This window comes from Actinomadura rupiterrae (genome assembly GCF_024172125.1).
Lineage (GTDB): Bacteria > Actinomycetota > Actinomycetes > Streptosporangiales > Streptosporangiaceae > Spirillospora > Spirillospora rupiterrae.
The window spans coordinates 226,523-243,507 of record NZ_JAMZEA010000012.1; the positions used below are offsets into that span (position 1 = coordinate 226,523).

At 69.5% G+C, this 16,985-nt stretch carries 14 protein-coding genes; 6 read left to right on the forward strand and 8 right to left on the reverse strand.

Annotated features, from left to right (window positions below):
* Positions 1-299 precede the first annotated feature (299 nt).
* From FHU30_RS36310 to FHU30_RS36345, 8 genes are all read right to left on the reverse strand, one after another.
* The gene (locus FHU30_RS36310; RefSeq protein WP_253882081.1) at positions 300-1,850 is read right to left on the reverse strand and encodes a tyrosine-type recombinase/integrase; all 1,551 of its coding nucleotides are present in this window, start codon (positions 1,848-1,850) and stop codon (positions 300-302) included.
* A gap of 2 nt (positions 1,851-1,852) precedes the next feature.
* On the reverse strand, positions 1,853-2,113 hold the full coding sequence (locus FHU30_RS36315; RefSeq protein WP_253882082.1) for a helix-turn-helix domain-containing protein: 261 nt from the start codon (positions 2,111-2,113) through the stop codon (positions 1,853-1,855).
* Positions 2,114-2,333: 220 nt separating this feature from the next.
* Positions 2,334-3,131 carry a hypothetical protein gene (locus FHU30_RS36320; protein WP_253882083.1) on the reverse strand — a complete coding sequence of 266 codons (798 nt, stop codon included), beginning with the start codon at positions 3,129-3,131 and terminating at the stop codon, positions 2,334-2,336.
* The gene (locus FHU30_RS36325) at positions 3,128-3,646 is read right to left on the reverse strand and encodes a hypothetical protein (RefSeq protein ID WP_253882084.1); all 519 of its coding nucleotides are present in this window, start codon (positions 3,644-3,646) and stop codon (positions 3,128-3,130) included. The genes FHU30_RS36320 and FHU30_RS36325 overlap by 4 nt, the downstream gene beginning before the upstream one ends.
* A 94-nt stretch (positions 3,647-3,740) precedes the next feature.
* On the reverse strand, positions 3,741-4,397 hold the full coding sequence (locus FHU30_RS36330) for a serine integrase family protein (protein ID WP_253882085.1): 657 nt from the start codon (positions 4,395-4,397) through the stop codon (positions 3,741-3,743).
* Between the two features lie 84 nt (positions 4,398-4,481).
* Positions 4,482-4,934 carry a hypothetical protein gene (locus FHU30_RS36335; RefSeq protein WP_253882086.1) on the reverse strand — a complete coding sequence of 151 codons (453 nt, stop codon included), beginning with the start codon at positions 4,932-4,934 and terminating at the stop codon, positions 4,482-4,484.
* A 716-nt stretch (positions 4,935-5,650) separates the two neighbouring features.
* The gene (locus FHU30_RS36340; RefSeq protein WP_253882087.1) at positions 5,651-6,553 is read right to left on the reverse strand and encodes a TRM11 family SAM-dependent methyltransferase; all 903 of its coding nucleotides are present in this window, start codon (positions 6,551-6,553) and stop codon (positions 5,651-5,653) included.
* Entirely contained in the window at positions 6,550-7,401 is an 852-nt protein-coding gene (locus FHU30_RS36345; RefSeq protein ID WP_253882088.1) for a class I SAM-dependent methyltransferase, read from the reverse strand. The genes FHU30_RS36340 and FHU30_RS36345 overlap by 4 nt, the downstream gene beginning before the upstream one ends.
* An 821-nt stretch (positions 7,402-8,222) precedes the next feature.
* Between FHU30_RS36345 and FHU30_RS36350 the strand changes: the two genes are divergently transcribed.
* From FHU30_RS36350 to FHU30_RS36375, 6 genes are all read left to right on the forward strand, one after another.
* Positions 8,223-9,131 carry a hypothetical protein gene (locus FHU30_RS36350; protein WP_253882089.1) on the forward strand — a complete coding sequence of 303 codons (909 nt, stop codon included), beginning with the start codon at positions 8,223-8,225 and terminating at the stop codon, positions 9,129-9,131.
* A 297-nt stretch (positions 9,132-9,428) separates the two neighbouring features.
* Positions 9,429-9,752 carry a pilin gene (locus FHU30_RS36355; RefSeq protein ID WP_253882090.1) on the forward strand — a complete coding sequence of 108 codons (324 nt, stop codon included), beginning with the start codon at positions 9,429-9,431 and terminating at the stop codon, positions 9,750-9,752.
* Entirely contained in the window at positions 9,749-11,644 is a 1,896-nt protein-coding gene (locus FHU30_RS36360; protein ID WP_253882091.1) for a TrbL/VirB6 family protein, read from the forward strand. The genes FHU30_RS36355 and FHU30_RS36360 overlap by 4 nt, the downstream gene beginning before the upstream one ends.
* Positions 11,641-12,630: a PrgI family protein gene (locus tag FHU30_RS36365; protein ID WP_253882092.1), complete on the forward strand. Its 990-nt coding sequence runs from the start codon at positions 11,641-11,643 to the stop codon at positions 12,628-12,630. Before FHU30_RS36360 ends, FHU30_RS36365 begins: the two co-directional genes overlap by 4 nt.
* Positions 12,627-14,501: a VirB4 family type IV secretion system protein gene (locus tag FHU30_RS36370; RefSeq protein WP_253882093.1), complete on the forward strand. Its 1,875-nt coding sequence runs from the start codon at positions 12,627-12,629 to the stop codon at positions 14,499-14,501. Before FHU30_RS36365 ends, FHU30_RS36370 begins: the two co-directional genes overlap by 4 nt.
* On the forward strand, positions 14,498-16,981 hold the full coding sequence (locus FHU30_RS36375) for a DUF8128 domain-containing protein (protein ID WP_253882094.1): 2,484 nt from the start codon (positions 14,498-14,500) through the stop codon (positions 16,979-16,981). Before FHU30_RS36370 ends, FHU30_RS36375 begins: the two co-directional genes overlap by 4 nt.
* Positions 16,982-16,985 lie beyond the last annotated feature (4 nt).

Below are 16,985 nucleotides of genomic sequence, written 5' to 3' on the forward strand. Positions count from 1 at the left end.
CATGCCGTAACTCCCCAAAGTCAGTCAAGCTCCGTCATCAAACCTGCAAGGCCGCAAGAAAGCTGGTTGCGCCAGCCGGAAAGCCGCTGTGCCGGCCGGGATCGCTCCTCCGGATGGCGGGCTCACGAGGGTCGAGAGGTTCACCCAGCGTTGATTTGATCGTACGGCCCGCCCCGGCGGGCGGCCGTCCGCGCTGTTGGACCCCAACCGACGCCTGGTGGGCCGTGCGGGCGCGCGTCGGCCCCGCCGGGGCATGTTTGCCCGGCGGGGCCGATGGGGGGGCGGTAGGCCCCACACGGTTAAGCGTTGAGGATGATGGCGGCGGCGTCTTCGGCGGACTGGTGCGCCAGCTGCGGGAGCAGGCTGGTGTAGATGTCGGCCGCAATCGAGAGTGACGAGAGCCGCAAGGTCGCCTGGACGGTCTTCATGTCGTGTCCGGCGGCGAGCAAGAACGAGGCCGCGCCGTGCCGCAGGTCGTGCAGTCGGACGGGCGGCAACCCGGCCTCCATCGACAACAACTCGAACTGGTCGGTGACCTTGTTGGGGACCAGCGAGCGACCGGTCTCATCGGTGAACACCAGGCCGGTGTCGTCCCATACGTCCCCCGCGGCCAGACGGTCGGTGTTCTGGCGGGCCTTGTGCGCGCGGAGAACCTTGACGGTGGAGGTGTCCAGGCTGATGGTCGCCTCACCCGCTGCCGATTTGGGCTCCCCCTGGATGGTTTCGCCACCGTGCTGCAGGATCTGGGCTCGGATCGTCGCGGTGCCCTGGACCAGGTCCACATCGTTCCACCGCAGTCCGCACGCCTCCCCGCGCCGCAGTCCTCGGAAGGCGATCAGGTAGTACAGCGCGTACCAGGGATGGGGTTCGGCACGGGCCAAGAACGCCTTGGTCAGTGCCGGGGTCCACACCATCACCGGGGAGGGGCGAGGCGCGCCGATGTAGGCATCGATGCGGTTGAGCTGCAGGTCGTGTCGGGTGGGGTTGCGCTCACGCAGGCGCTTGCGCCGCGCGTTGACCTGCGCGGTGTGGACGGGCAGGTCTTTGCGCCACTGCGCGATCCGCGCCTCAGTCCACACCAGGGCCTTGGGTGACTTGGCGGACGGCAGTTCGACAAGGGCGGCGACGTTGACCTCGATCCGCCGCTCCTTGATGGCTTTGTTCAACGCGCTGCGCAGCGTGGCGCGGATGCGCTGTTTGGTCGCCGCCCCGGCCACGCGGCGACCCTTGACCTGGGCGAGCAGTTCCGGGTCGCCGGACTCGCGGGCGCGGGTGATCAGTTCGTTGTGGTCGTCGATGGCCTCGAACATGTGGTCCACGTGCGTTACCCGCAGCTTGTCCAACTCCAGGTGACCGAGGTGGGGTTTGAGGTACAGCCGCACGTGCCCGGAGTAGTTGCGGACGGTCCCAGGCCGCAAGGCCTTGCGTCCGGCGATCCACTGGTCAAGGTATTCGCCCACGGTGATGGACCCGTCAAGGTCCTGCCCGGTGCGGACCTTGCGCCGCACCAGTTCGGGATCGGGAAGCTTCTTGGTCGCCTTGACCGTTGCGTCGATCAGGTCGGCGATCTGCACGGCTAGCGCGCGATCACCGCCAGCGATGTTGAGCAGCTCCCTGGCACGATCCAGCTGGTCGATCGCGTCATTGAGGAGGGCGAACCCGCCCTGGCGCAGCGGGCCGCGCCTTCTGCCGTCGGCCTTGAGCGGCATCTCCAGCTGATAGGACCACGAGCCATGAGTGCTGCTCCAGCGGCCGTCGCCGCGATACAGCTGGGGACACTGGCGGCCCAGCCTCTTGCCCTGGTCGTCCCGGCAACCGCAGGCTTTGAAGGTACTTCCGCTCGCGACCATGATCAGTCCGCCGTCCGGTTCGGGCTCGACACCGCAGGCACCTCGGCCGCGCCGGTCGCGGCGAGACCAAGGAACGTCTGCAGGTCGATGGTGCGGACACGGTAGGAACGTCCGACCTTCCAGACGGCGAGCGGGAACTGGCCGGCCTGGGCGAGTTCGTAGGCCTTGGTGCGGCCGATGCCCAGGGCCCGGGCGGCGGTCACCAGATCGATCACGGCGGGCAGGCTGGCGATCTGTGCGGCCGTCAGCCCTCGGGACACCACCGGTTCATGGTGTGCCCTCGACGGTTGAGCCGCCGCAGGTCGCGGCGCGGCGCGGCGCCGCCTGGCGGGGCTGGTGGAGGCACGGACGGTTTTGGGTTCGGACACGAAACATCCTTCGTGAGTCGAATGGCAGAAGAAGAAGCGATGAGGTGACGAATCCGGGAGCCACGCCCTGCGCCAGTTTGGAGCGTTCCGGGGCGGCCGGGCGCGGAAGGCCCGGCTACTTCCAGACTGAGGTGGTGTCCCAGCGGTCGGTGGTCTGGTCGGGGCGTTCGCGCATGTAGATCGCGTCGGTGAGCCGGAACTCGTCGTGTCCGGGCAGGTCCCACTGGCGGGTGCCGTGGGCGATCCAGACTTGGATACGCCCGGTGTCGACCTTGAGTTCGTCGCCGTGGTCGCCGACCGCGAGGGTCGGCAGGGCGCCCAGGGTGGGTCGGTCGATGACGGTGAGGTTGATGGTGCGGCCGGACGGGTGCGTGACCCGGTAGTCGTCGTCGGGGTTGAGGCCCAGGGCGAAGGCGGTGAGGAGGCGTTCGGCGAGCCACTGCTGGGGGCATGCGCCGAGGTGGCAGTGGCGTTCCAGGTAGTCGTCCCAGTAGTGGACCTCCCACACCGGATCGGGCCCGGTCTCGTTGCGGGTGAGGAACCCGGCGTAGGTGCCGTCGACGAACAGGCGCGCGATGTCGTGGGCGCGGTCCCAGGTCAGGTGCGGGATTTCCAGGACGGTGACCGGGGCGCCCTCCCGGAACGCCGCCGGGTTAGGGAAAGCCCTTCGGTTGCCGTTGCCGCAGTTGAAGCGGATGGTGACGCGGCGGGTGCCGTCCGGCTCGGTGGGTTCGTTCAGCCGGTCGATGCTGCCGACCCGGTAGGCGTTGCCGTGGTCGTCGCCGAACACGATCAGGTCGCCGATCCTCACCTGGTCGGTGGGGCGGGTGACTTCGCGGGCGCCCAGGGGTCGGTCGTCGCCCCATACGGCGGGTGGGGTCAGGTACCGGCTCCGGTTGATCTTCCGGTTCACGCCCGCCCCCCCTTCGGCCCCGTGGGAGTGGTGAGGAGGGCGGGGTTGGGTTCGGGGACGCCGAGCTTGACCTTCAGCCACAGGATGTGTTCGGGGTTGCGAGGGTCCAGCGGGCCGCCGATGTCGGCGCTCCACAGCTGCTTGCCCTGGCAGGCCAGCAGCATCACCACATCCCACACCGGCGTCGCGGCAAAGGCGCCACGGCCGACGGTGCAGACCGCGACCGCATCGAGGGTGTCGGCGGCCAGGTCGGCCAGCAGCTTTTTGGCCAGCAGGCGCTGTCCCCACGGGCCGGGCTTGGCGTGGTCCTCGCTGGTGATGTCGTCGAGATAGGTGTGGGTCACCACCCCGTGCGCAGCGATCATCTCGTCGACGGCGCCGCTGTTCTGTTCGTGCCAGCGATCGACGGCCTGGTGCCGCCGGAGATAGGAAATGGGCCGGTAGAACCCGAACCGCAAGCCCTCGGTGATCGGGCCGCCGGACACTCGGGCGTCGAAACCATGTGAGCCAGTCATGCCGATGCTCCTTTGGGTGTGGATGTCAGGCCTGGCCCGGGCCGCGCCGCTGGTTGAGGCGTTCCGGCGCGACCAGGCCAGACGTTGACCGGAGTTACTCGTCGCGGTCGCGGCGCAGGAGCCGCTCCAGGTCAGCGAGGCGGGCCGGGCCTGAGAGGGGCCGCTCGCGGCCGGTGCCGGGGAGCGGGATGCCGATGAGGATCCGCATCAGCAGCGCATCGACCTCGTCGGTCGGGTCGAGGGGGCCGTTGATGTCGGGGATCCACAGCCGCTTGCCGTAGTGGTCCAGGAACGCCACCACCTCCCACAGGTGCGTGGCACCGAAGGTGCGGCCGTCCAGGACCCCCACCACCACCGCATCGAACTCATCCCGGCGCAGAGCCTCGATCAGCGCCCGCGCCTGCGGCCCTTTGCCCCACGGCAGCCGGTACAGCGGCGGCTCGCCCCGGACCCAGGCGGCTGGGCCGCTGTCGAAGAACTCGGCGACGATCTGCCCGCCGACCGACCGGACCACATCCCGGGCCGCCGCGAGCTGCTGGCTCCTGCGCGCCGGAACGAAGGCGGGACTGCCGTAGGACCGGCCGTAGAAGGCGAAGCGGGTTGGGCCGTCGGAGTCCTCGAGCCCTGCGGTGGGCCGGAGCGTCTGGTTGGGCTGGCCGGTGGGGGCGGTGTCGCAGGCACCGTGATGGCGGCTGTCGCCCCGTGCGGCGGGCTGGTTCAAGGAGTCAGTGCGATTGCGCTGTTCGGTCACAGATCTCGCCTCCTCAGGCTGTTCACTGGTCGCTACGCGACGCGTCTCGGCGGGCTGGGCGCGAGGGGTCGGGCAGCATGTGGGTCAGAAGCAGATGCGCAGGTACAGGGCGTGGACCGGGTTGCTGAGGTCGATCGGCCCCAGGCGCGGAGCCCACAACTGGACGCCGTGGGTTCGCAGGGCCTGCTGCAGCTCGGTCACTTCGCCAGTGCGGAGGGCCGCGGTCTCCAGGTCGACCGCCACCGCGTCGATCTGCTCGGTCACGGCCAGGCGCCGCAGCAGGTAGCTGAGCCCCGGCCGGTGCAGCAAGACGTCGGTCTCGGCACGGGTGTCAGTGACCTCGGCCACCAGCCGCGCACGGTGCCGGTGCACCATGTCCACGACGCTGGCCTTCTGCCGTCCCAGATGCCGCTGCGGGTCGTGGCCCCCCGCGCTTTCGAAGTCGATCCGGTGCCGATAGGCCACGCCGTAGAACACGATCTTCAGCGGCGCGAGGGCGTCAGTATCTCCGGCTGCGGCGAGGTTGCGGGTACCCACTGCATCGATCAGGTGGTCGTGCCGGTGTCGGAACTCCCGCGGGGACTGAGTGGGTGGCTCGGGATCAGGTTGACTGATGTGCATTCGAGGCTCCTGGGTGAGGAGGAAAGGGCCGCCGCGCGCAAGATCTGCAGCAGGGCCCGGGAAGCACGCGAGGTGATTCGAAGGCGTCGCGCTCGGTGTGGGAGCCGCAACCTGCTGCGCGGTTCGCTCCTCACCCGCTCATCCAGGCCCCGACGCCAATTCCGGCGTGCGGATCGAGGCAGGACGTTTGGTGTTCTTGAGCGCGCCCGCCTCCGTGCGCGCGTTATGGACGGTCGGAACCGGCGCGGGACCGGGCGGCCGTCCGTTGTGACGTGATGGGTTGTGGTGGCCATGCGTGGATGCACGCTCGGCTCGTTGATCAAGGGCAAGCCCGTTCGCGAACGACTTGCCCCGTGTTGGTCTGCTGGAGAGGAGCACGACGGGCGGTGCGAGGAACTGCGGACGGCTGGCTGGGTTTGTGAGGTGCCAGAGTTCGCGGCACCGGTAGGCGCGCAGCCGTGCGCCCGGAGCGGCGATCCGCGCGGCCTGCCGAGCGTCTCGGCGCGTGGCATAGCCTGCTCGACCGCACCGGCCGCACATCATGGTCTGCAACCTGCCGAGCAGTTCCACAACTCGCGACCGGCCCGTGCCCACCGCAACGCGACGCCTCAACGACGAAGTGGCCGGCAAGCTCATCGGCGACCACCATCCGGACCACCGGGCAGATCAGCAGCGCGCTGGAAGATCAAGAGATCTTCATGTGCGGTGGCACAGGCAGGGAGACCGCGAGCGCGAGCGCGGCGGGTCTCCAGAATCTGGAAGAACGACGCGCGGGTGACCAGCCTGCCGTCGCGGACGGCGGCCAGCAGCGCGGCAAGCCGGTCGGTCAGAATCAATCCGTGCTGTTGCGCCGTCTCTATGACCAGGCCGGGCAGATCGACGAGTCGTCCCTTGACACGGATGGGGCGGACGGTGATGGCGACAACTCCACCCGGTCGGAGCAGCTCTGCGGATGCGGCGAGGATGTGTCCGAAGCTGCCCAGCAACCCGTCCAAGGGCTGATGAGCAAGGTTGCCGCTGCGGCGCTCGTGGGTGTAGCGGAAGTTGCTCTTCTCGACCTTTCCGTCCGCCAGCGGACTGTCGGGGCGCACATGCCCGTGGGTGTGGTTGCCGTAGGGCGGGGACGTCAGCACCAGTGCCGCTTCGCCGCGTCGGTCGGGGAACAGCGCGGTGATGGCGCGGCCATCTCCACACATCACTTTGGCGTTGCCAGGGGCGCCCTGGGAGTGGGCCAGCATCAGGTTCGCGACGGCGAAGTCGACGAAGTCGCTCTCGTACTCCACCCCGATCGCGTCTCGGCCGAGGTGGATGGCCTCGACCAGGGTGGTGCCGATACCGCACATCGGGTCGACGACCAGGTCACCCGGACGAGTGAAGGTCGTGATGACGTGCTGGGCGATCGACGGGAGCATCTTGGCCGGGTGCCGGATCGAGGCCTGGGTGTAGCGATCCCTGCGCTGGTCGCGGGACATCTGCTGACCAGTGGCGAGCACCGACGGCAATACGGGCAGCTGCCGGCCAGGTTGGGGGCTCATCGGCGGCTCCCCTTGTCGGAGCCGAGACTGCACTGGGCGCGGGGCTTGACGAACAAGCAAACGTCAGCATGGACCCGCGCTCGCAGGGATGGAGCCACTGAGCCGATGTTCCGCAACTGCCCGACCTCGGTCGGAGTGAGCTGGACCGCCAGCGCGTCGCCCTCGATCGGCACACGCAGCGCGATCACATGCTGGGCATAGACGAAGCCCATCCGGGACGCCTGCGCGATGACCTGCGGGGCCGGGTCGTGCAAGCCTCCGTCGTCCTGATGGCGCGCGCTGGTGACGATCGCCAGGACCCCGCCGGGCTTGAGGACCTGCCATGCACCCTTAAGAAACTCGGTGAGCTGCTGGCGTTCCAGCATCCAGACGTCGGCCCGGCACGCCGGACACCCGTGCTGCCCGACGACCTTGGGGCGACGTCCACCGACCTCGTATGGCGGGGGTGCCGCGATGACGAGCGCGATGTCGCGGGAGTGATCGGCCAGGCCCCGCGTGATCTGGTCCGGGCGGACCGGACGCATCGCCACCCGCGCGAGGGTGTCCTTGTCGTAGGTGGCGCGCAGCCGCGAACCGATGTACTGAGCAAGCGGGAAGTGCGGCACCAACGCCACGCCCCGCCGGCCAAGCTCAGCGGCAGCACCGAGAACAGCGTCACTGGCGGTGAACGCCTCCACGACCACGTCGTCGGACTCCGTACAGGTGTTGATCAGGTGCCGGGCAAGCTGCCGTCCGACTTCCTGACGGTGTTCCTCACACAGCTCTCCCCGTGCGGCTCGGTTGGGCTCGCTTGTGGCAGCGGTTTCGCCGGTTGAGCTGTCGGAGCAGAGCCACACGGTCAGCGGCACCAGGCGTCGAGAGTTCGCGGCTTTCGCCCCTTGGCCCGCCCCGAAGGGCGCTGGGGCAGAAGGATTTTCAGTCATGCGTCGGTTGCCCGAGGGGCACCGATCCCCTTGCACCTTTGGAACCCACCGGCAGAGGGCGAATTGGTCGGCGGACGAGGTAAAGAGTCCCTCAAACGTGCTGCCTTACGGGCCATCCGAAGCCGCTACCGCAGGTCGGCGCCCTACAGGGGACTGATCGGGAAGGCCGCGGGGAGGCTCGGGGAAGGCACAGCGTGGGCGGCGCTGACGAACAGACAAAGCCCGCGCTCACTCATGAAGCGACCGTGCCCATCTTTGTTCGAGCCCGATCTCCTCAAATCGTTGACCGCTGGGCTCGGACTGGTCATCTGGTTCGGGACGTCCCATGCGTTCGCGCAACCGTTCGCGCAATTCCCTGAAGCGGGGCGCATCGAAGCCGACGACGGCACGGATTGCCCGTCGGGTACTGCCCTCCACCCAGCTTCACCTACTCGCATCCGATTGTCCGCGCAGCAGTAACGCGACGCGCGCGCCGATCCGCCTCGACGGCGGGTCGCGTGATTTGACCGAGACCTTGCCTGCACGAGCCGGGTCTCGCGTTCTCCCAGCTCACCCCGGCTATGGGTACCTGACCCTAGCTTGAGGGAACTCGATGGGAAATTCACAAGAATCCCAGCTGCTCTCCCTAGTCAGCAGCGCCTTCCGGGCGTGGATGCGGGTTCCGGATGGGGCCGAGGCGAATGTTCGCCCCTCCCGGCGCCATCCCTCAATTGCCCCGGTGCCTTCCCGAGCGTGGTGGATCTGTTGTGGCGACCGATCCGGCGTCCGGCCGGATCTCCAGCTTGGGGGTTGCCATGACCACCTTGGACAAGTCCACCCGCGCCGATGGTGCAGCCGTTCGTCGGAGCACGGCCACAGACGAGACCCATGCCTTGCCAGCCGGTACTGCCAACGCGCTCAGCATCGCTGAGCGCGCCTTCGAGCGCCTGGTAACCGGACCGGACCCACTGGCGCTGCCCGGCGCCGATCTCGGGCATGGCCTTCCACCGCGGCTGATCCCGCTGGGCGAGTTGAAGGACCTGCTGATGTGCCCGGACACAAGCGGCCAGGCGATCGACGTGGCCTGGAGAACTCTCCTCAGCAATGCGCGCACCGAGGGCCAGGCGTGGGTGGTCGGCTGTTTCGGGGTCGCCATGCCCGCCCTGAAGCCCATCGCAGCCCGCGCGGTACACGGGCTCTCGATCGACCACTCCGAGGATGTCGTCAGTGAACTGGTCGCCGCGTTCCTGGACGGCATCCACAACGTTGACCTGAATCGGCACGCCGTGTTGGTCCGGCTCGTCTGGATGGCGCGCCGGGCTGCAACCCGCGCCCGCCGTCGCCTGACATGCGAGATCGCGACCGCACCGGAAGATCTGGCGAACACCCTCACCCAGGCTCCGGATGCGCCCGCGTGGGACGGCGTGGACGTTGAACCGTCGGAGTTTCTCACCGCGGCGGTGCGGAGCAAGGTTCTCACCCAGACCGAGGCGGACCTGATCAGCGCCACCTATCTGGCGGGAGTCTCTCTGACTGATCTGGCCAAGCGGCTCGGCGCCGACCGCGGCCGCCTGTTCGCGGCACGCCGTCGCGCCCGCGAGCGTCTGGTCGCTGCCCTGCACACCGGTCAACTTTCGGCAAAGTCGCTCGGCTCGGTGACCAATCCGGCCGGGTGAGGCGGGTTCCAAAGCATCAGGCAGAACACGACCCGGCGGCCGGGCGGACGCAAGGGGCAACCGATCCCACTTGCATCCATCGGAACCAGTCCTTCGAAGGAGGACACCCGCGCGCCCGCCCGGCCAGCCGAGGTCGTGTTCTGCCTGACAGCCCACCACCCGAACGCCTCGCATCCCTGGAGAGCTGTCATGCCCAGATCATCATCACCCCGTTCCCGCCCTCCCACATTCCGGTGCCCGCACGTGCTCCGCTTCCGCCCGCGCGCTCGTCACCGCCGCGTCAGTACCACACGGCTGGTGGTCGGGTCGGTGCTGTGGACGGGCGGTTGCCTGGGCGCCTCGCTGATGGTTCCCGGCATCGCCGAGGCGGCCACGCTGCTGGCGGCGGCCAAGTCGCTGAACGAGGTCATCGGCAATCTGCGCAACGTCATCGTCGGTCTCTTGGTGGGGTTGGCGACGTTGTTCGCCACGATCGGCGGTGTCCGCTACATGCTGGCGTCCGGGGACCCGGCTGAGGTTGAGGGTGCGAAGAAGACGCTGCGGTATGCGGCGATCGGTTACGGGGTCGCGGTGCTGGCCCCGGTTCTGGTCACCATGTTGCAGAAGGTCGTGGGTTCGTGACCTCGCCTGCCTCGGCCCGCCGGTGGTGCGGTCGGCTGCTGCCGGTCCTGCTGATCGCGGTCGGGATCTGCCTGGGCGCCGCGAGCGGGGCAACGGCAGGTCCGGCGACTCCGCCGCCGCACCCGCCGCCCGCAGTGCCGCTGCCGACGCATCCGCCCTGGATCCAGGCCCCTGGCGGACAGCCTGGCCAGCCGGTCGTCCCGGAGCAGCCGATCCCCAAGCCCGGCAGCGTGGAGGGGCCCGGCGCCGATTGCCAGGGCAAGAGCAAGGTGCTGTCCTCGGTGGGGGCGCCGGCGCCGCTGGTGCAGTGCCAAAAGCCGGGCGGGCAGTGGACGGTCGATCCGAACTCGCCGTTCAGCCCGGCCGTCGAGCACCTCGGCACGAAGAAGAAGGACGAGTGCTCGTTCCTGGATGTGCCGTGTCAGGCGCGGCAAGCGGTGACGGGTTGGTTTGTGTCGGTGGTGGCCTCGGCGATCGGCCCGACCTTCCGGTTCCTGGGCGCGACGGTGTTCGCCACTCCGAACCTGCATGCGGCGAGCATGCAAAGCGCCCGGGACCTGTGGGGGGTGTCGCAGTGGATCGCCGACACCTGCTTTGTCCTGCTGGTCACCCTCGCCGGGGTGCTGCTGATGTCGGGCAGCAGCCTGCCGCGGGAGTACAGCATCCGCGAGGTGCTGCCGCGGCTGGTGTGGGCGTTTGTGGCGGCGAACCTGTCGCTGCTGCTGCTCGGGTACGGGATCGACTTCGCCAACGGGCTGGCGAACGCGTTCCTGGAGGCCGGACGAACGCACATCAACCTGCACCAGGCCGCGCAGGTGATCGGCCGGACCATCGAGACCGAGGCCAAGACCGGCTCCTACCTGCCGCTTCTGGCGATCGTCGCGGTCGTCCTCGCGGCGTGCGTGGCGTGCGTCTACATCACCCGCCTGGCCATCACGGTCGTGCTGATCGTCGCCGCGCCGTTGGCGTTGATGTGTCACGCGTTGCCGTTCACCGAAGGGCTGGCGCTGCTGTGGTGGCGTGCCATCACCGGCGTGCTGGCGATCCAGGTGTGCCAGTCGCTGGTGTTCGTCACCGCGCTGCAGGTGCTGCTGTCGTTTGACCCGCACCGTGACAGCAACAGCTACTTCTTCGCCGTCCCGCTGTCCAAGGCCGACGGCGTCGACCTGCTGCTGATCATCGCCCTGCTGTGGGTGCTGCTGCGGATCCCGTCCTGGGTCGCGCGGACCATCTGGCGCCAGGCCCGCCCCGGCACCTTCGGCGGCCTGCTCAAGACCTTCCTGGTCTACCGGACCATCGGCGCGGTCACCTCCGCGGTCTTCCGCACCGGACGCACCAGCCGAGGCCGCCGCCCACCGGGCGGGCAGGGACACCCGCCACACCCGCCCCGTCCCACCAGGCCCAAACGCCCAGGGCCGACCTCGCCAACCGCTCTGCCCACTGGGCAAGGCGACGGACCGAACGGAGACCCCGTGATCGCCTACCGCGTCCCCCGTCCCCCAGATGCACCTCTGCCGAACAAGCAACGCCGCTTCCCGCAGCAAGCACCGCCCGGCTGGAACGCCCCCGCCACGCCACCGGCCCGGCCGGGCGGCGGTGGAAGGGCGACCCAGTTGGCGTTGCCGATCCCGATCCGGCCCGCACCCAGCACCGCCCGGCCCGTGCAGCTCGCGCTGCCCGTGGACGCGCCGCGCGTGCCGCGCCCCGAACCGCCGCCGCTTCCACCTGCGCGTCCGGTGCCGCGCAACCGGCAACTGCAGCTCCCGGGCATGCCCAAGCGGCCGGTTCCGCCCCGGCAGATGACCTTGTGGATCGACCGCGGCGGCAAGCACCGCCCCTGGACCGACCGGCCCGACCGGCCCGACCGCGCCAGGAACCGGAGGTCGTCATGACCCGTCTGGCCGACGATGAGCCGTTGACTGCGCGGATCCCTGCCGACGTCGACCAACCTGACAAGATCCTCTACAACCTCAACGCACGCCAGCTCGCGATCCTCGCCGTCACCGGACTGGTCTGCGCCCTGGAGTACGCGGCGCTGCACGCGATCATGCCGCTACCGGTGCTGGCCGCCGCGCTCTTCCCGGTGGTCGCGCTGGGTGCGGTGCTGACGGTGGCGCGCCGGGACGGGATGAGCCTGGACCGGTTCGCGCTCGCGGCCCTACTGCACACCCGCAGCCCCAAACAACAGGTAGCAGCCGAAACACCCGTCGAGGCGCCTCCGGCCTGGTGCGGGATGCGCGGCGAGCTGCCCGCCCCGTTGAAGCTGCCCGTGCGAGCGGTGCGCGACGACGGCGCGCTGGAGCTGGCCAACGGCGGCACCGCGGTCCTGGTGCACGCCTCCACCGTGGCGTTCGCGCTGCGCTCCACCGCCGAGCAGGCCGCGTTGGTCGCGGCCTTCGGACGCTGGCTGAACTCGCTGAACGCGCCGGTCCAGATCCTGGTGCAGGCCCGCCCCGTCGAACTGTCCGGCCTGGCCGAACAGGTCAATCACGCTGCGCCGACGCTCCCCGACCCTGCTCTAGAGCAGGCAGCCCACGACCATGCCAGCTTCCTGACGCAGGTCGAGGGGTCCTACGGGCTGCTAGGGCGGCGCGTCCTGATCGTGCTTCGCGATCACGCACTCTCCGCGGGCGCTGGGCTGCCCTGGCGCAGAGAACGGGTACGGATCGCCACCCGCCAAGCCGCAGCCGAGCTGCTGTTGCGGCGCGCGTCCGAGACCGTCCACCACCTGGCCGGGCTCGGACTTACCGCACGCGTCCTGAACGCAGCACAGGCCACCAATGTCCTGACCGAATCTCTGTCCTCCGGAGACCAACCGCTCACCGGACTGGCCGACCCCGCCGACATCATCACCGCCACCGAAGGGGAGCCGTCATGAAGCCGCGCATCCTGACCCAGCGCAAGAACGCCCCAGTAGTTCCTCGGGCACCTGATCGTCCTGACGAGGCTCTGGCCGACGACACCGGCACCGGATTGGGCCCCTCGGCGTTGGAGGTCACCGCACGGTCGCTTCTCCTGCCGGGCGGGGTGTGCTCGTCCTTCGCGGTCGCCGGGTACCCGCGCGAGGTCGGCGCGGGGTGGCTGGAACCGCTGTTGACCTATCCGGGCCGTCTGGATGTGTCCCTGCATATTGAGCCCGTCCCGCCGCTGGTCGCCGCGCAACGGCTTCGGCGGCAGCTCGCCCGGTTGGAGGCCTCCTCGCGCGCCAACGCCGAGGCGGGGCGGCTGGCCGACTTCGGCGCCGAAGCCGCCGCCGACGACGCCGCCGACCTGGCCGCATCCCTGGCCCGCGGCCACGGACGACTGTTCCGCCTGGGCCTGTACCTCACCGTGCACGCCGGCAACGCTGAGGAGTTGACCGCCGAGGTGGAGCGGGTCCGGGCGCTGTGCGCCTCGCTGCTGCTGGACGCCCAACCCACCACCTTCCGCGCTCTCCAGGGCTGGGCCACCACACTGCCGCTCGGCGTCGACTCGCTGCGCATGCGCCGCGCGTTCGACACCGCCGCGCTCGCCGCCGCCTTCCCCTTCACCTCACCCGACCTGCAACCCGCACTCGGCGATACGCCGGTGCTGTACGGGCTCAACGCCCACTCCAGCGGAGTGGTCTTGTGGGACCGGTTCGCACTGGACAACCACAACTCGGTCACCATCGCCCGCTCCGGCGCCGGAAAGTCCTACCTCACCAAACTCGAACTCCTCCGCTCGCTGTATCAGGGCGTCCAGATCGCGGTGATCGACCCCGAAGACGAATACCGCCGCCTGGCGGGAGCGGTCGGCGGCACCCGCATCGCGCTCGGCGCCGCCGGAGTCTGCTTCAACCCCTTCGACCTCCCAGCCGGGGACCACGATCCCGAGACGCTGATCCGGCGGGCGCTGTTCGTCCAGACCCTGATCGCGACCATGCTCGGCGAGCCGCTGACGCCGATGGCCCGGGCCGTGCTGGACCGGTGCGTGGTGGCGGCCTACGCCGCCGCCGGAATCACCAACGACCCCCGCACCTGGAAACGCCAACCCCCACTACTGACCGACCTGGTCGGGCAGCTCACCCTGGCCGGCGAAGGCGGAAGCAAGGACGCCGAGGAGCTGGCGGCGCGGCTGGAACCGTATGTCACCGGCTCCTACCGCGGCCTGTTCTCCGGCCCGACCACCACCCGACCCGACGGGCATCTGCTCGTGTTCGCCCTGCGGGATCTACCCGAGGAGATGCGACCGGTCGGGATGCTCCTGGCCCTGGATGCGATCTGGCGACAGGTCTCCAACCCCCACCACCGGCGCCGCCGCCTGGTCGTCGTCGATGAGGCCTGGACGCTCATGCAACAGGAAGCCGGGGCGCGGTTCCTGTACCGGCTGGCCAAATCCGCGCGCAAGCACTGGACCGGCCTCGCGGTCGTCACCCAGGACGCGGCCGACCTGCTGTCCTCCGATCTGGGTCGGGCGGTCATCGCCAACGCCGCCACCCAGATCCTGCTCCGCCAAGCACCCCAAGTCGTCGAAGCCGTCGCCGACGCGTTCGACCTCACCGACGGCGAACGCACCTTCCTGCTCGCCGCCCGCCAAGGCGAAGGCCTGCTGTGCGGCACCGCAGGCGGCTCAGATCGAGCCGCGTTCCTCGCGATCGCCAGCCAAGCCGAACACGACCTGGTCACCACGACACCGGCCGAGGTCAACGCCCTGGAAGCAATCCCCGAACCCGGGCCCAGTGGGGCCAACACCAGCAGCGATTCAGCCGAAGAAGGTGACCGCTCATGACCCCGCCCAACCCCAGCACCTGGACCGGACTGGCCGCGTGGCCCAAGAAGGTCCCGCCCCCGCCGACCGACGGCATCAGCAACTGGCTGATCAAATGGATCGACAAGTTCACGGCCGATCCCGCGCATCTGCCCATGCTGGCCATGAGGTACGGGGCCGGACTCGTCGCCGGAGCACTTCTCCTGGCGGTCGTTTTCGCGACAGCGCGCACACTCCTGCGCCGATGGCGCCACGACCGACATGCCGAAGGCGCCCGCGTGATCGAGGTCGCCGTCCCGGCGCAGGTGGAGCCGTCCAGTGCCCTCACCTGGTGGTCCAGGCTGGTCGGGCTCACTTCGCCCGAGTGGAAGCGATTGCTGCTCGGGCAACCGCATCTTGCCTGGGAATACATCGCTGATCGTGCGGGTGTGCGGATTCAGATCTGGGTTCCCGGGACGATCCCTGCTGCGCTGGTGGAGAAGACGCTCCAGGGGGCTTGGCCTGGCGTGACCCTGACCAGCCGTCCGGCTGACCGTCCGGTGCCGGTGGACGCGGCAACAGCGGGCGGCCGCCTGGTCCTTGCGCGGCCAGACCACTTCCCGTTGGAGACGGCCCACCAGGCGGACCCGCTGCGGCATCTGCTCGCCGCGGCGTCCGACCTGGGCCGGGGAGAGCACCTGGTGGTGCAGTTCCTCACACGCCCGGTCGTCGGCCGCAGGTTGAAGCAGGCCTGGCGCGCCGCCGCCACCCTGCGCGGTGGCCGCTCGGCAGCCCCGCAGGCCGCACTATTCGACGCGATAACCCCGGGCATGACAGGGCATCCGAACCCCGGCGAACTGACGCGCATGTATCCCGAACGCGCCGAACAGGTGGCGGCGATCATGGGCAAGGCACGGTTCCCGCGGTACGAGGTGCAGATCGCCTACAGCGTGGCCACCACCCGTGGCCCGCAGCAGGCTCGCAGCTGGTTGCGGTCGGCAGCCCACGAGATCGCCTCGACATTCGCCCTGTTCACCTCCGCCCACCAGCACCTGAACCGCAAACGCCTGCCCCGAGCCGGGGCAGCTCTGGCGACGCGACGCTTGGGACGCGGCTTCCTGTTGTCGGCACCAGAACTGGCCGCGATGGCGCACCTGCCGTACGACCTGTATGCGCCCGGCGTCACACGTGCCGGGGCCCGCCCCGTCGCGCCGTCCCCCGCCGTTCCGTCCGGAGGCGCGCGGACGCGGCTGCTCGGAGATTCCGACGCAAGACCGGCGCGTCCGGTCGGCATTCCTGTGGCCTCCGCACGCCAACACACTCACGTGCTCGGATCCACCGGAACCGGCAAGTCAACCTTCCTAGCAGGGCAGATCCTCGCCGACGCCCACGCCGGCCGAGGCGCGCTGGTCATCGACCCCAAGGGCGATCTGATCGTCGACGTCCTCGACCGGCTTCCCGAACGCGCCATCGACCAGACCGTCGTGTTCGACCCCATTGACCAGACCACGCCACCACCCTGCATTAACGTCCTCGCCGGGCAGAACGCCTCGTTCGCCGCTGATGCGATCGTGACCACCTTCCGCCGCTGCTTCTCCTCCGCATGGGGACCGCGCCTGGACGACCTGCTGCGGTCGGCCTGCCTGACCCTCGCGCACGTCCAGGGGCCAAACGCCAACCTCGGCGAGGTCCCCAAGCTGCTGTCCGATGCGGCGTTCCGAACGCGGATCACCACCCACCTCACCGACGAGCACCTGGCGAGTTTCTGGACCTCGTATGAGGAACTCAGTCCCGGCGGACGCGCCGCCCTGGTCGCGCCGGTGATGAACAAACTCCGCGCTGTCCTGCTGCGGCCGTTCGTCAAGAGCGCCCTGTCGGGATCGGCGCCGACGGTGAACCTCGGCCACGCCCTCAACACCGGTGGTCTCATCCTGGCCCGTCTGCCCAAGGGCGTCCTCGGCGATGACGCTGCCCGCCTGTTCGGCTCCCTGCTGCTCGCCCAGACCTGGCAGGCGCTCCTCCCCCGCGCCCGCTGGCCAGAAGACAGCCGTCCCGACGCCACCGCCTATGTCGACGAAGCGCATAACTTCCTCAACCTGCCCGGATCCATCTCCGACGTCCTAGCCGAAGCGCGCGCCTACCGCTTCGCGATGGTGATCGCCCACCAACACCTGTCGCAGCTCCCCAAAGACCTGCGCGAAGCGGTGTCTTCCGACGCCCGCAACAAGGTCTACTTCGCCGCCTCCCCCGAGGACGCCGGCGAACTCGTCCGACACGTCGCGCCCGAACTCGGCGCACACGACCTCTCTCACCTGGGCGCATACCAGGCCGCTGGACGCATTGTCCTCGGCAGCGCCTCCTCGCCCGGCTTCACCTTCCGCACCCGCCCCCTTCCCGACCCGATATCCGGACGAGCCGAGGCCGTTCGGGAGGCATCCCGCCGCCAGTTCGGCGGAGAACCCCAACGGCCGTCCGCAACCCGCAAGCCCACCGTCCAGCGTGACCAGCGCAAGAAGCTCTAGGGGG

Excerpts from the sequence above, each read along its gene's own strand:
- FHU30_RS36365 (WP_253882092.1), top strand. The coding sequence starts at position 11,641 with ATGACCCGTCTGGCCGACGATGAGCCGTTGACTGCGCGGATCCCTGCC.
- FHU30_RS36370 (WP_253882093.1), top strand. The coding sequence starts at position 12,627 with ATGAAGCCGCGCATCCTGACCCAGCGCAAGAACGCCCCAGTAGTTCCT.
- FHU30_RS36325 (WP_253882084.1), bottom strand. The coding sequence starts at position 3,646 with ATGACTGGCTCACATGGTTTCGACGCCCGAGTGTCCGGCGGCCCGATC.
- FHU30_RS36340 (WP_253882087.1), bottom strand. The coding sequence starts at position 6,553 with ATGAGCCCCCAACCTGGCCGGCAGCTGCCCGTATTGCCGTCGGTGCTC.
- FHU30_RS36375 (WP_253882094.1), top strand. The coding sequence starts at position 14,498 with ATGACCCCGCCCAACCCCAGCACCTGGACCGGACTGGCCGCGTGGCCC.
- FHU30_RS36310 (WP_253882081.1), bottom strand. The coding sequence starts at position 1,850 with ATGGTCGCGAGCGGAAGTACCTTCAAAGCCTGCGGTTGCCGGGACGAC.